Source organism: Streptomyces sp. NPDC107575 (genome assembly GCF_055657265.1).
The window spans coordinates 785,725-798,424 of the sequence record NZ_JBVKBG010000005.1 but is presented as its reverse complement, the minus strand read 5'-3'; the positions used below and the strand labels follow the sequence as shown (position 1 = coordinate 798,424).

Below are 12,700 nucleotides of genomic sequence, written 5' to 3'. Positions count from 1 at the left end.
TCACTCCTGTGTGGCGGGGGAGGGGGAGGGAAACAGGCGTTGCGCGTACCAGCCGTTGAGCATGGCGCTGCGTGCCGGGTTCGGGGTCTGCTCGCTCTCGAAGACGGCCCAACCCGACCAGGCGCGTTCCCGCAGCCGCCGCGCGAGGGCCGGGAAGTCGACGAGTCCGCCGGGGGTGCCGCACTCGTGGAACCAGCGGTCGATGCCGCGCGCGCCGCCCTCGGACAGCATGCTGAACTCCGCGTGCGGGGCGAGGCGTTCGCCGGATTCGTCGACGTACCGGGTGTCCTTGAGGTGGAGGTGGTCGACACGTGTGTGGTGGGTGTCGAAGAGCCGCACCGGGTCGATTCCGGCGACGGTGAGTTCGGCGGTGTCGAGGGTGAGACCCACCAGCGCGGGGTCGGTCGCGTCGAGCAGCGCCCCGAGGGTCTTCTCGTCGGCCGCGGCGCTGAGGCAGTCCACGTGGAGGGAGAGGCGTACGCCGGTGTCGGAGAGTGCCGCGCCGACCGTGTTCCAGCCCTCGGCGGCCGACTCGATGTCCTCGGCGGACAGCGGCCGGTCGAGCGATCCGGCCGACGGCAGTGCCCGCACCACAAGCCGGCTGCCCCCGGCCTCGGCCAGGAAGCGGGCGAACGGCAGCAGCGACGTGGCGATGGCGGTGTGTTGCGCCCGGTCCAGGACACTGCGGCCCCGGCTGAGCTCCTCGTCGACGGGCTCGCCCGGGTCCACGTACCAGCTGCTCACACCCTCAAGGCCGGTGCCGCGTACCATGGCGAGGAACGCGCCGGTGGAACCGTACGTGGCCGCGATGGACGCCGGACGGCCGAGCGGGTCCCAGCGGCCGGTGCCGCCGCGCAGTTCGACGCCGCTGAAGCCGCAGGCGGCGAGCACCTTGAAGGCGCGCTCGTGCTGTTCGGGGCGGGTGAAGTCGTCGAAGTTCGGCTTCCACTGGTTGACGGCGTAGGCGCGGCGGACCGAGGCGCTCATGCGTAGATCTCCGAAAGGACGTTGCGGGCGTACCACATGGACAGGGCGGTGGCCTCGGCGTAGTCGCCGCCGATGTTGACCTTGTCGTGCTCGACCGTGATCCACCCCTCGTAGCCGACGTCCTTGATGGCCCGCATCAGGCGCGGGAAGTCGACGAGGCCGCCGTCCGTGCCCATCTCGTGGAACCACTGGGCGGTCTGAGGAGCCATCAGCTCGGCGTCCGGGCTGTGCCGGTACGCGCCTGTGGTGTCTCGCTGGCGCGTGTCCTTGAAGTGGAAGCCGGAGCAGCGCTCGTGCAGGTCGATGAAGAGGGCGACCGGGTCGATACCGGCGATGCAGTGCTGCGCGGTGTCGCAGAAGAACGACACGTAGCGCGGGTCGGTGAACTCGTAGAACCTGCGGATGTCGTCCTCGGTGCGGATCGCGCAGAAGAACTCGTGGTGGCAGGTCGTGCGGACACCGAACTCGGTGAGTGTCATCTCGCCGACCCGGTTCCAGCACTCGGCCGCGGCCTTGATCTTGTCGTCGGTGACCGGGGCGGTGTCCTTGTAGAGGCTCGCGGGCATCACGATGAGGCTCTCGATGTCGAGGCTCTCCCACATGCCGAGCATCCGGCGGGTGCTGGTGACGATCTCGTCGTGGGTCTCGCGCACGTGCGCGTCGGCGACCCGCGGGTCGTACATGATGCCGCGGAAGAGATTGACGATCTTCTCGATGCCGTGGTCGCGCAGGTAGCGCTGGTACTTCTCGACGGAGCCGAACATGCCGGACAGTGCGTGGACCTGGAAGTCGAACATGTCCAGGCCCTCGAAGCCCACGGCGCTGATCTGCTTGACGAAGTCGTCCATGTGCCGGCGGGCGGCGTACTGGGTGACGGGACCGCGCGGGCTGTCCGTTCGCCAGTGGTCCATATAGCTCCAGCGGAGCGCGTTCATGGGATCAACTCCAGGGGGAGGGGCGCGGGTTCGTGGGTACGGGGGACGTGCCGCGGTTCATCGCCCGATTGAAACAGAATCACGATTTCGTTTCTAGGGGTGCGGGGGGTGTGGTGTGCCGGGAGTGGAGCGCCCGGCGCGGCAGCCGCAGTGCGCAGCCGAACCCGCAGGCGAAACAGGCGGCGACCGCGGCGAACACGGGCGTGAACGCCGCCCCGTAGTCGCCTGAGCCCGCGCCGCGCGCCACCAGCGAGCCGAGCGCGGCGGACCCCGTGACCACGCCGATCTCGCGCAGGAAGGCCATCGCCGCGGTGGCCTTCCCGGTCGACTCGGCGCCGCCCGCGTCCTGTGCCACCACGACCACGATCTGCAGGAACAGGCCCGCGCCCAGGGCGAGCAGGCCCAGCAGCGCGGCGGTCACCGGCAGCGGAGGCCGTGTGTCGCTCAGGGCGGCGAGTGCGGTGGCGGCCGCGGCGGACACCGCGCTCCCGACGAGCGGGAAAGGGAGGTGCCACACTCCCCAGCGTCGGACGGCGAGCCCCGAGCCGTTCATGCCGAGTGCGATCCCGAGGGTGACCGGGAGCAGCATGAGCCCCGCCGTGGTCGCCGAAGTTCCGTACGCGCCCTGGATCCAGGTGGGCACGTAGGCCAGGACGCCGAACAGGCCGATCCCGCCGAGCAGGGCCAACAGCGCACTGGAAAGCACCGGTTGACGCCCCATCAGCGCCACCGGAAGCACGGGATTCGCCGCACGGCGCTCCCGCCGCCAGGTGGCCAGGGCAAGAATCCCGGTGCCCGCCGCGACCGCGCCGGACGCGGGTGTCCACCCCTGCGCGACGGTCACCACGAGACCGGCGGTCGTGGCCGCGAGCAGCACCGCCCCCGCCGTGTCGAAGTCCGGGCGGCCCGGCGCGCGCCGTGGCACCACCGCGCGTACGAGAACGGCCGCCGCGACGCCGAGCGGGACGTTCAGCCAGAAGATCCACCGCCACGACGTGTGGTCGGTGAGCCACCCGCCCAGCAGTGGACTCACCACGGTGGCCAGCGCGAAGACCGCGCCCAGCGGGCCGAGGTAGGCGGCCCGCTCGCGCGGTGGCACCGCGTCCGCGACCACCGCCTGGGGGAGTGTCAGGAGTCCTGCGCCGCCGACACCCTGGACCAGCCGGGCGGCGGCGAGCGTGGTGACATCGCCCGCGAACCCGCAGGCCACGGATGCCAGGACGAACACGGCGATCGAGACGAGGAGCATCCGGCGCCGGCCGAACCGGTCGCCGAGGGCGCCGAACGCCGGCATGGCCGCGGCCAGGGCCAGGGTGTACGCGGTCACGACCCAGGGAGCGCGCGACGGCGTACCGAGGTCGGCGACGACGGTCGGCAGGGCAGTGGCGACGATGGTCTGGTCGAGCGCGCCGAGCGCCGTGACCAGGACCAGGCAGACGAAGAGGGCGCGACGGGGCATGAGGTGTTCCCGAGTGCGGCTGCGGACGGCGGCATCGGGCGCGGGAGAGGGGTCGGCTTCCCGGCGGGCGGCTCGCGGGCGCACCCCGCCGTCGCGGGTGAGTATGCACGTCCGGCGCGGGGCGCCGCACGGGAGTGGCGGGCGGCCACGTCGCGCCGTGGCGCGTGCCGGACGCGGAAGCCGCAGGTCACAGTGGCGTCCCCGGACGGGTATCCATTGGACGAATAAACGAAATCCGAATTTTGAATTTACTTTGTCTTGTGCGGGCCGCGACGGTCGTGTGCTCTGTCTCTCCAAGGTGCCGCGACGTGGTGGCACAGTGCGCGCGAAGGGGCGGAGCACGTTGGACATCACCAGTAAGGCGATCGAGCAACAGGCGGCCCAGCGACCGGAGTTCCGGATCGGCTGGCGGGAGAAGCTCGGCTACGGAGCCGGCGACCTCGCCTCCAATCTGTCCTGGAACCTCGTCGGCGGATTCCTGCTCTACTACTACACCGACGTCGCCCGGGTGCCGGTCGCGGCGCTCGGCACCCTCTTCCTCGTGGCCCGGCTGCTCGACGCCGTGGTCGACCCGGCCATCGGCGTTCTCGTGGACCGCACCAAGTCCCGCTGGGGCAAGGCCCGCCCGTATCTGGTCTTCGCGTCGGTGCCCTTCGGTGTCATCGGCGTCCTGACGTTCATGGTCCCGGACGTCGGCGACGGGGGAAAGCTCGTCTACGCCTTCGTCACCTACCTGACCCTCGGACTGCTCTTCTCCCTGGTCAACGTCCCCTACAGCTCGCTGCTCCCGATGATGACGCGGGACTCGCACGAGCGGATGCAGATGGGCGGACTGCGGGCGGTCGGCAGCTCCGTCGGCTCCATCATCGTGACGGCGAGCACGACACCCTTCGTCGCCTGGCTCGGCTCGGGCGACGAACGGCGGGGCTGGACGCTCGCCACCATCGTCTACAGCGTGCTGAGCGTCGCCTTCTTCGTGGTCACCTTCCTGGCCTGCAAAGAGCGCTACGCCCTGCCCGCGGAGTCCGAGAGGATCTCGCCGGGCACGGCCCTGCGGACGCTGTGGCGCAACCGTCCCTGGGTGGTCACCTTCGTCTACGGGATCCTCAACTTCGTACGGCTCTCGCTGGTCCTCGGTGTGACGGTGTACTTCGCGCTCGCCGTCCTGCACGCACCCTGGGCGATCTCGGTGCTGCTGCCCCTGGTGTCCGGCACGATGATTGTCGGCGGGCTCGTGGCGCCGCCCTACTACCGGCGCTTCGGCAAGCGCCGGGGCAACCTCCAGGCACTCGCCGTGGGCGGGACCGCCTGGGCGGCGATGTACCCGGCCGAGGGGTACTTCCCCCTGTTCCTCGGGTTCTACGTCGTCGCCACCTTCGCCATCGGCCTGTCCATGGTGTCGATGTTCACGATGGTCGCGGACACCGTCGAGTTCCAGCAGTGGCGGTTCGGCACGCGCAACGAAGGGCTCCTGTCCTCCGGCGTCAGCTTCGCCACCAAGGTCGGCTCCGCCATCGGCTCGGCGGCCGTCGCGTACGGACTCGCCCTGGCCGACTACCAGCCGGGGCAGGCGAGCGGCGCCGCGCTCACCGCGATCCGCGTGATGTTCTACGGACTCCCGCTCCTGTTGGTGGCCGCACAGGCCCTGACGATGTCCTTCTGGGACCTCGATGGGCGGCACGAGGAGATGCGCGCCGAGATCGACGGCCGTGCGGCCGGGCCGCACGGGCGGTAGCGCCCAAGAGGCGGGCGTGCGGCGCCTGTTGAGAACGGCGCCGCACGCTCAAAAAACAGAATCAGAATCTTGAATTTATTCTTCGTGGGACCCAGACTGGCCACACGGGACCACGGACCCCACGGGGTCGACGAAGGAGACGACAGCCGAGCATGACGCCCCTGACACCCACCCCAGCCGCGCCGCAACCGCACGGCATCCGCCGCGCCGTCAGCCTCTACTCGTTCCAGGAGGAGTACTTCCTGCGCACCATGACCGTCGAGGACTGCGTGTCCGCTGCGGCCGACATGGGCGCCCTCGGTATCGAGATCATCCCCGAGCAGTCCATCCCCGGCCACCCGCTGCTCAGCGACGACTTCGTCGAGGACTGGCACGGCTGGATGCGCACCTACGGCACGACACCCGTCGCCACGAACGCCTTCCTCGACACCAAGCTCCACCCCGGCCGCCTGCTCACCCCCGACGAACAGGCCGCCTCCGTGCGCCGCGACATCGACATCGCGGTCCGCCTGGGCGCCCCCATCGTGAAGGCCACCATCAACTTCCCGCCCGAGGTGATGGAGGCCGCCGCCCCCTACGCCGAGGAGCACGGCGTCCGGATCCTGCTCGAAGTGCACGCGCCCTTCCACTACGAACACCCGTGGATCCTCGAGCACTTGGAGGTCATGCACCGCGTCGGCCCCCAGGCCCTCGGCCTCATGCCCGACATGGGCATCCACGTGAAGACCTTCCCGCGGGTGGTGAGCGAGCGCGCCCTGCGCGACGGGGCGCGCCCCGAACTCGTCGACTACATCGTGCGCACCTACGACGACCACGGTGACACCCACGCGCTCATGGACATCGTCAACTACCGCGGCGGCGGCCCCGTCGAGTTCTCCCTCGCCCGCCAGGCCACCCATTACATCTGGACCGAACCGAAGGACTCGCTCGCGCACATGCCCCTCATCGGGCACGTCCAGGCGAAGTTCTACGAGATGACCGACGAGGGCCACGAGTTCAGCATCCCGTACGAGGACATCCTCCCCGTCTACGTCGAGGGCGGCTTCAGCGGCCACTTCTCCAGCGAGTACGAGGGCAACCGGCACATCCAGGACGCCTTCGAGGTCGACAGCGTGGAGCAGGTCGGCCGGCAGCAGCGGATGCTCGCCCGCCTCCTGGGTGAAACCGGCGCCTGACCACCCCATCGTCACACCGACCACGACCGCAGGGAGCAACACCGTGTTCGACCAGTACATCGTCTGCGAGGACGGCTTCCGGGCCCGCGACGACGGGCGCCCGGGTGGGCGGGTAGAGGTCAGGATGCCGTACTACCGGGGCCTGTTCCTCTCCATGGTGGAGGCCGTCGACCTCGCCGTCGACGGGGCACCGATACCCCCGGAGCGCACCACCTTCACCGTCCACGGAGCCACGTACACCTTCGCCCAGCTGCCCGAAGTCACCGACGACCGATGGGAGATGGGGGAGCGGGCCGTGCTCGCCTTCGAGACCGACGAACCGCTCGCGCCCGGAGCGCACGAGATCGCCGTGTCCGTACGGCTGCGGATCTCCTACATGCCCGTGCCCGGCGGCGGCAGCGACCGCAAGCGCCTCACCCTCGGCTCATGACCGCGCGCTTTCCGGCGTACGTGGACGTGGCCGTGGTCGGCAGCGGGCCGTGCGGAGCCGCGTACATCCGCATCCTGTCCGAACGGCGCCCGGACCTTCGGCTCGCCACCTTCGAGGTGGGACCGCTGCTCGCCGACCCGCCCGGACTGCATGTGAAGAACATCGCCGACCCGGCCGAACGTCAACGCGCCCAACGCCGCTCCCAGGGCCCCGGTCCCGCCCCGGCCGACGGCCGCCTCGCCCGCCCCGGCACCTTCCTCCTGGAAGCCACAGAGGACGAACCCGGCGAGGACGGCCTGCCGAACGCGGCGATGTCCAGCAACGTCGGCGGCATGGGCGCCCACTGGACCGCGGCCTGCCCCCGCCCCGGCGACAGCGAACGCATCGGCTTCGTGCCCGGACTCTCCGAACTCCTCGACGAGGCCGAGCGGTTGCTCGGCGTCGACGCCCACGCCTTCGACGACGCACCCTTCGCCGCCGAGGTCCGCAAACGCCTCGCCGATACCCTCGACGACGGCCGGCCGGAAGAGCGGCGCGTGCGGCCCATGCCCCTCGCCGTGCACCGGGCCACCGACGGCACGGTCACCTGGTCCGGCTCCGATGTCATCTACGGAGAGGCGACCCGCGGCAACCCCCGGCACACCCTCTTCGCTGAGGCGCTCGTGACGGGCATCGTCATCGAGGACGGGCGGGCGGTCGGCGTCCGCGTACGGGACCTCACCGACGGCAGCCACCACCACGTGCGGGCCGCGCGCGTCGTGGTCGCGGCCGACGCGCTGCGCACCCCGCAACTCCTGTGGGCCTCCGGCGTGCGCCCGGCGGCCCTCGGCCGCTACCTCAACGACCAGCCGCAGCTCGTGTACGCGGTGCGGCTGCGGGACGTGCGGGCGGCAGCCTACGACGGCGCCCGGGAGGAGGGCCTCGCCCGGCACAGCGGCGTCAGCTGGGTGCCGTACACCGACGACGAGCCCTTCCACGGCCAGGTGATGCAACTCGACGCCTCACCGGTGCCGTTGGCGGACGACGACGTGCCGGCGCCCGGTTCGATCGTCGGCCTCGGCTGGTTCTGCGCCAAGGACGTCCGGGCCGAGGACCGGATCGAGTTCGACGCCGACCGCCGCGACGGCTACGGCATGCCCGCGATGCGCGTCCACTACCGGCTCACCGACCGCGACCGCACCACGCTCGAAGCGGCCCGCACCGCCGTCCGGCGCGCCGCCGCGGCCCTCGGCGACCCGCTCGACGACGAGCCGCGCACCCTCGGACTCGGCGCGTCCCTCCATTACCAGGGCACGGTCCGGATGGGCCCCGTCGACGACGGCACGTCGGTGTGCGACCCGTCCGGCGAGGTGTGGGGCGTGCGAGCCCTGTACGTCGCGGGCAACGGCGTCATCCCCACGGCCACCGCCTGCAACCCGACCCTGACATCGGTGGCGCTGGCCGTGGCGGGTGCGCGGCACATCGCCGACAGCCTTGAGCTAGAAGGGGAGTAACGCCATGCCGGACGGTTGACGAGATGGGCTCAGTGCCTGTTTGCATCGAGGTGCTCGAGGGTCTCGCGCTCGGTGCCCGGGACCCGGCCGAGGGGCTGTTCCGCACCGGGCCTGCCCTCGCGGTCGTCGGTGAAAGTGATGTTCACGCTGCATCCCATCGCGGAGGCGATGCGCTCCAGCAGAGGTAGTGTCGGCACGTCGGTGCCCTTTTCAATGCGCGAGATCGATGCCTGCTGTGTACGAGCGGCAGCCGCGAGCTCCGCTTGTGTGAGACCACGCTGAATCCGCCAGTGACGGACCTGCTCGCCCGCCGTCACAGCTCGCCCTCAGCGTCGTAGCGCGGAAGATGTGCGGTGTCGATCTTCCAGTCGCCCATGCTGATCAGGTCGCCGTAGCGGTAGTGCACCTCGTTTTCGTACGCAGGTTTTCCGCCCTTGGAGCTGATCCCCCAGTAGCGCACGGCGCTTCCCTCTCCGCGAGGGTCGACGATCAAATATTGAGGTACGCCCATGCGTGGGTAGTCGGCGAGCTTGTCGTGGTAGTCGTTCGAGGAGTTCCAGCGCGAGACGATCTCGATGATCAGGTGGACGTTGTGCGGATCGAGCGATTCGCGTTGGGCGAGATCGGTTGTCTCTTCGACGACGACCAGGTCCGGCGTCCGCAGGATGCCCAGTGATGCGACCTCGACATCGGTCTCGATCATGAGAAGCAGGTCCTCGGGAAGCTGCGGTTCGAGCTGTTTCCGCAGGCGGTGACCAACAAACTGATGCCGGGCGCGCGGGCTCATCATCACGATGAGGCGGCCGTCGGAGATCTCCGGCCAGCGCGCGCCGTGTTCCTCGGCGTGGGCGCCCAGGACGTCGCGGTATTCGCGCAGGTGCCGGTAGATGTCCGGCTCGGTCATAGCTCCACCGTACATGCGGATTTAGACATACGCGTGGGTTGGCTGTCCGTGCGCGGGGCACCGAAACGCTGCGTTCACGACGTGCTGCCGCCCGCGGGCTCGCCGTCCCGAGCCGGCCGCCAGCGGGCGAACAGTGCGCTGCCGCCTCCGTCGCAGGCGAAGCCCAGGAGTATGCCGACGGCCAGGGACGTCAGCAGGAGGAGCAGGTCGTTGTCCTCGATGGCGAAGAGGGAGTAGCAGCCGACGAAGGTGCCGGGGACGAACGAGGTCCAGCGGAAGCGGCCGAGCAGCACGATGCACGTGACGAGGACGCCGACTGTCAGCGCGTACGCCGAGTCGGTGCTGCCCAGGGCGTCGGCGCCGCGGATCATCAGCCACGCGCAGAGCACCCCCGCGCAGCTGCTGGTGAGAGTGAGGGCCGCGCCCGGCAGCAGGCGTTTCTCGCAGGCGAAGTAGGCGGTGCAGCCCGCGAATCCGGCCCAGGCCGACAGGCCGAGCGCCCCGGCGAAGCCTCCCCAGAGGCCGCACAGAAGGCCGGTGAACAGTGCGGTGCAAAGGAAATAGCGGTTCACATTGCTCCTCGGTGTTCGTGGGGAGGCACGCCGGTCGGCGTCAGGAGAACTTCGCGGCGAGGGCCACGACCGCCTTCTCGAAGACCTCGGCGGGCGGGTGGGTGATACCGGCGCCGATCATGCCGATGCCCGGTTCCTTGTGCGCGATGGCGGTGTTGATGACCGGCAGGATGCCGGTGTCGAGCACCTTGCGGACGTCGATGCCGGTCGGCAGGCCCTGGAAGTCCAGGGACGGGATGGTGATGTTCGGGTTCTGCGCGGTGGTGATCTCGCCCATCTCGCGGGTGTAGGCGAGGGCCTCCTCCACGGTGCCGCCGACGAGCGCGACGATGGCGGGCGCCGCCGCCATGGCGAAGCCGCCGAAGCCGTACGTCTCGCTGATGGCGCTGTCCCCGATGTCGAGCCCGGAGTCCTCGGGGCGGTAGCCGGCGAACATCGGGCCTACGACCTTCTGGGCGGGGCCCGTCAGCCAGTGGTTGCCGGGCAGGCCGCTGACGCGCAGCCCGAACTCGACGCCGTTGCGGGCCATCGTCGTGACGACGGTCGAGTCCTCGATGCCGTGTGCCGCGTCGAGCGCGGCCTTCGCCATGGCCAGCCACGTCGGACCGGAGAAGTAGTCCGAGCTGGCGATGAAGTCGAAGACCTCCTTCTGCTGCTCGGCGGAGAAGCTCGTCTGCACCATCCGGGGCGCGAGCTCCTGCATGAGCAGCAGGCTCCCGGCGATGTTGCGGTTGTGCGCCTCGTCGCCCATGTGCAGCGCCTGGGACAGGAGCAGGCGCAGGTCGATGGGGCCGCCGAGCTCCATGGCCTCCTTGAGCATGGGGCCGAGGACGTCCCGCATCCAGATCAGGCGCTCGACGACCGTCTCGTCGTTGGCACCCATGCGCAGGATCTTCGACATCTGCTCGGAGAGGTTGGTGTACGCGCGGTTGCCGTGCGTCTCGTTGTGCAGGACGTGCATGTACATCGACGCCGAGGTGACGCCCGCCATGGAGCCCACGCAGTCGTGCTCGTGGCAGGGGGAGAAGGTGATCCGGCCGGAGGCCGCGACCTGTTCGGCCTCGGCGAGGTCGGCGGCGAGGCCCTCGAAGACGAGCGCGCCGAGGACGGCGCCCTTCATCGGACCCGACATCTTCTCCCAGGATATGGGCGGCCCCGCGTGGATGATCGTGGTCGGAGTCATGCCGGGCACGACGTCGATGGCCCGGCCGAAGCCGACCAGCATCGGCTTGGCGCTGGTGATCCGTTCGACGGCCTCGGCGTTGGCGGCCTCGATCCGGGCGGCGATGTCGGGCCGGGCGAGGTGGTCGAGGGCGGCGATCACCTCGGGCTTGCCGTTGCCCGGCGGGACCCAGTCGAGGGTGGTGACCTTGGCGTTCTGGGCGGCGATGTCCTCCTCGAACATCGCGAGCCCGACGTTGACGACGTTCAGTTCGCCGCCGAAGAGCTGGGCGATGGGCGTGCGGGCGGATGCGTTGGCGGGCGTGGTCATGCGCGGGCTCCCTCGCTGACGATGGCGCGGGCGTACTGCCCGGTCTCGGTGCTGCTGCGGGTGACGGTGACGCCCGCGCTCTCCAACGCGGAGACCTGGGCGGCGAGTTGGGGTGTGTCCTGGTCGGTGCCGAGGACGTAGCCGACGATCTCCAGATGGCGCCCGTCCGCTGCGGCGATGCTCTGCGCCTCGGCGATCGCCGGCAGGGTCGCGCCGACGGGGTCCTCGTGCGCGCCGTAGCCGAGGACGAAGTCCATGACGACGACGGCCACGTCCGGATCCCGGGCCTCGAGCACCAGGCGCTCCAGGCGCGGCGACGGGTCGATCATCGGATGCGGCCGACCGTTGGTGAACTCGTCGTCGCCGAAGTCGAGGAAGGTGTGGCCGCGGCTCGCGTCCGCCGCGCGCAGAACGCGGTCCGGGTTCTTCTGGATGTTGCTCCAGACCTCGGTCTCATCGGCGTCGAGGAGCGCGTACATCGACTCGTCGCACAGCGTCCCGCCGCAGAACAGGCCGCGTACGTACCGCTGTTGTGGGCTCAGCTTCGCGCGTACGGACTTGATCCGGTCGGCGTCCGGGCCCGGCACGGCGGCCTCCGGGGCGCTGGTCAGGCGGACCGCCTGCAGTGCCGCGTCCTGGGTGCTCGCCGCGTAGTGTCCGCCGGCCTCGGTGACCGCCTCGCGTGAACCGCCGACGAAGTGGACGACGACCGGCTTGCCCGCCGTGGCGATCTCGGCGAGCACCTTCCGCTCGACGTCGGGGGCGGGCGGCTTGGAGACGAGGACGATGGCCTCCGTCCCCGGGTCGGCGGCGAGGGCGCGGATGGCGTCGATCATCATGACGCCGCCGACCTCGGCACTCAGATCGCGCCCGCCGGTGCCGATGAGCTGGGATATCCCGCCGCCGAGCGCGTGCACGCGCACGCTGACCTCCTGCGAACCGGTGCCCGAGGCGGCGACGATGCCGACGGAGCCGGGGCGGACCGCGTTGGCGAAGCAGAGCCCGACGTTGTTGATGATGGCGGTGCCGCAGTCGGGCCCCATCATCAGCAGGCCCTTGTCGTGGGCCAGGGACTTCAGCGCGATCTCGTCCGCGAGCGGCACGTTGTCGCTGAACATCATGACGTGCAGACCGTTCTCGAGCGCCGTGCGGGCCTCGCGGGCCGCGTAGGCGCCGTTGACGGCGACGACGGCCAGGTTCGCCGTCGGGTCGGCCCCGACGGCGGAGGCGAGGGTGCGGTGGGTGACCCGGGAGTCGCCGCCCGCCGGGGCCTTGCGCTGCAGGAGCTCCTCGATCCGGGCGAGCGTGGCCGCGGTGTCGACGCCGTCCCCGGTCACGGCGACGATCATGAGGTCGCCGTTGCCGGCCGCCGCCAGCTCGTCCGTGAGCAGGTCGAGGTTGCCGAGCACCTCCTTGTTCTTCTCGGTGGCCATGGCGACGAACGCCTGCTCCACACCGTCGAGTTGGTTCGCCTTCGTCGAGATCGACATCAGCGACACCGAATCGAAGTACGTATTC

12 protein-coding genes are annotated in these 12,700 nt (G+C 70.3%); 4 read left to right on the top strand and 8 right to left on the bottom strand.

Going from position 1 to position 12,700, the window contains the following annotated elements; translation table 11 throughout:
• The 3 genes from ACZ7L4_RS28405 to ACZ7L4_RS28395 form a co-directional block, all read right to left on the bottom strand.
• Positions 1-987 (bottom strand): sugar phosphate isomerase/epimerase family protein, encoded by a 987-nt coding sequence (locus tag ACZ7L4_RS28405; protein ID WP_472106957.1) that lies wholly within the window; start codon positions 985-987, stop codon positions 1-3.
• Positions 984-1,922 (bottom strand): sugar phosphate isomerase/epimerase family protein, encoded by a 939-nt coding sequence (locus ACZ7L4_RS28400; RefSeq protein ID WP_472106955.1) that lies wholly within the window; start codon positions 1,920-1,922, stop codon positions 984-986. Before ACZ7L4_RS28400 ends, ACZ7L4_RS28405 begins: the two co-directional genes overlap by 4 nt.
• Positions 1,923-2,001: 79 nt before the next feature.
• Positions 2,002-3,381: an MFS transporter gene (locus ACZ7L4_RS28395; protein ID WP_472106953.1), complete on the bottom strand. Its 1,380-nt coding sequence runs from the start codon at positions 3,379-3,381 to the stop codon at positions 2,002-2,004.
• Between the two features lie 343 nt (positions 3,382-3,724).
• Here ACZ7L4_RS28395 and ACZ7L4_RS28390 point away from each other — a divergent pair, with 343 nt between their 5' ends.
• The 4 genes from ACZ7L4_RS28390 to ACZ7L4_RS28375 all read left to right on the top strand — a co-directional run bounded on the left by ACZ7L4_RS28390 (position 3,725) and on the right by ACZ7L4_RS28375 (position 8,214).
• The gene (locus ACZ7L4_RS28390) at positions 3,725-5,116 is read left to right on the top strand and encodes an MFS transporter (RefSeq protein ID WP_472106951.1); all 1,392 of its coding nucleotides are present in this window, start codon (positions 3,725-3,727) and stop codon (positions 5,114-5,116) included.
• A gap of 152 nt (positions 5,117-5,268) precedes the next feature.
• Positions 5,269-6,291 (top strand): sugar phosphate isomerase/epimerase family protein, encoded by a 1,023-nt coding sequence (locus tag ACZ7L4_RS28385; protein ID WP_472106949.1) that lies wholly within the window; start codon positions 5,269-5,271, stop codon positions 6,289-6,291.
• A gap of 43 nt (positions 6,292-6,334) precedes the next feature.
• On the top strand, positions 6,335-6,721 hold the full coding sequence (locus ACZ7L4_RS28380) for a C-glycoside deglycosidase beta subunit domain-containing protein (RefSeq protein WP_472106947.1): 387 nt from the start codon (positions 6,335-6,337) through the stop codon (positions 6,719-6,721).
• The gene (locus ACZ7L4_RS28375) at positions 6,718-8,214 is read left to right on the top strand and encodes a GMC oxidoreductase (protein WP_472106946.1); all 1,497 of its coding nucleotides are present in this window, start codon (positions 6,718-6,720) and stop codon (positions 8,212-8,214) included. The genes ACZ7L4_RS28380 and ACZ7L4_RS28375 overlap by 4 nt, the downstream gene beginning before the upstream one ends.
• A 29-nt stretch (positions 8,215-8,243) precedes the next feature.
• Here the strand turns inward: ACZ7L4_RS28375 and ACZ7L4_RS28370 are convergent, their stop codons facing one another.
• The 5 genes from ACZ7L4_RS28370 to fdrA all read right to left on the bottom strand — a co-directional run bounded on the left by ACZ7L4_RS28370 (position 8,244) and on the right by fdrA (position 12,672).
• Positions 8,244-8,531 (bottom strand): helix-turn-helix domain-containing protein, encoded by a 288-nt coding sequence (locus ACZ7L4_RS28370; protein ID WP_472106944.1) that lies wholly within the window; start codon positions 8,529-8,531, stop codon positions 8,244-8,246.
• Positions 8,528-9,118 carry a Uma2 family endonuclease gene (locus ACZ7L4_RS28365; RefSeq protein ID WP_472106943.1) on the bottom strand — a complete coding sequence of 197 codons (591 nt, stop codon included), beginning with the start codon at positions 9,116-9,118 and terminating at the stop codon, positions 8,528-8,530. Before ACZ7L4_RS28365 ends, ACZ7L4_RS28370 begins: the two co-directional genes overlap by 4 nt.
• 74 nt (positions 9,119-9,192) lie before the next feature.
• Complete coding sequence (locus ACZ7L4_RS28360) at positions 9,193-9,690, bottom strand: DUF1097 domain-containing protein (RefSeq protein WP_472106941.1); 498 nt, start codon at positions 9,688-9,690, stop codon at positions 9,193-9,195.
• A 40-nt stretch (positions 9,691-9,730) separates the two neighbouring features.
• Complete coding sequence (locus ACZ7L4_RS28355) at positions 9,731-11,182, bottom strand: YlbE family protein (RefSeq protein WP_472106940.1); 1,452 nt, start codon at positions 11,180-11,182, stop codon at positions 9,731-9,733.
• Positions 11,179-12,672, bottom strand: a complete 1,494-nt coding sequence (gene fdrA / locus ACZ7L4_RS28350) for an acyl-CoA synthetase FdrA (protein WP_472106938.1) — start codon at positions 12,670-12,672, stop codon at positions 11,179-11,181. Before fdrA ends, ACZ7L4_RS28355 begins: the two co-directional genes overlap by 4 nt.
• Between the last annotated feature and the right edge of the window lie 28 nt (positions 12,673-12,700).

Excerpts from the sequence above, each read along its gene's own strand:
- ACZ7L4_RS28405 (WP_472106957.1), bottom strand. The coding sequence starts at position 987 with ATGAGCGCCTCGGTCCGCCGCGCCTACGCCGTCAACCAGTGGAAGCCG.
- ACZ7L4_RS28400 (WP_472106955.1), bottom strand. The coding sequence starts at position 1,922 with ATGAACGCGCTCCGCTGGAGCTATATGGACCACTGGCGAACGGACAGC.
- ACZ7L4_RS28395 (WP_472106953.1), bottom strand. The coding sequence starts at position 3,381 with ATGCCCCGTCGCGCCCTCTTCGTCTGCCTGGTCCTGGTCACGGCGCTC.
- ACZ7L4_RS28385 (WP_472106949.1), top strand. The coding sequence starts at position 5,269 with ATGACGCCCCTGACACCCACCCCAGCCGCGCCGCAACCGCACGGCATC.
- ACZ7L4_RS28375 (WP_472106946.1), top strand. The coding sequence starts at position 6,718 with ATGACCGCGCGCTTTCCGGCGTACGTGGACGTGGCCGTGGTCGGCAGC.
- ACZ7L4_RS28365 (WP_472106943.1), bottom strand. The coding sequence starts at position 9,118 with ATGACCGAGCCGGACATCTACCGGCACCTGCGCGAATACCGCGACGTC.
- ACZ7L4_RS28355 (WP_472106940.1), bottom strand. The coding sequence starts at position 11,182 with ATGACCACGCCCGCCAACGCATCCGCCCGCACGCCCATCGCCCAGCTC.
- fdrA (WP_472106938.1), bottom strand. The coding sequence starts at position 12,672 with ATGTCGATCTCGACGAAGGCGAACCAACTCGACGGTGTGGAGCAGGCG.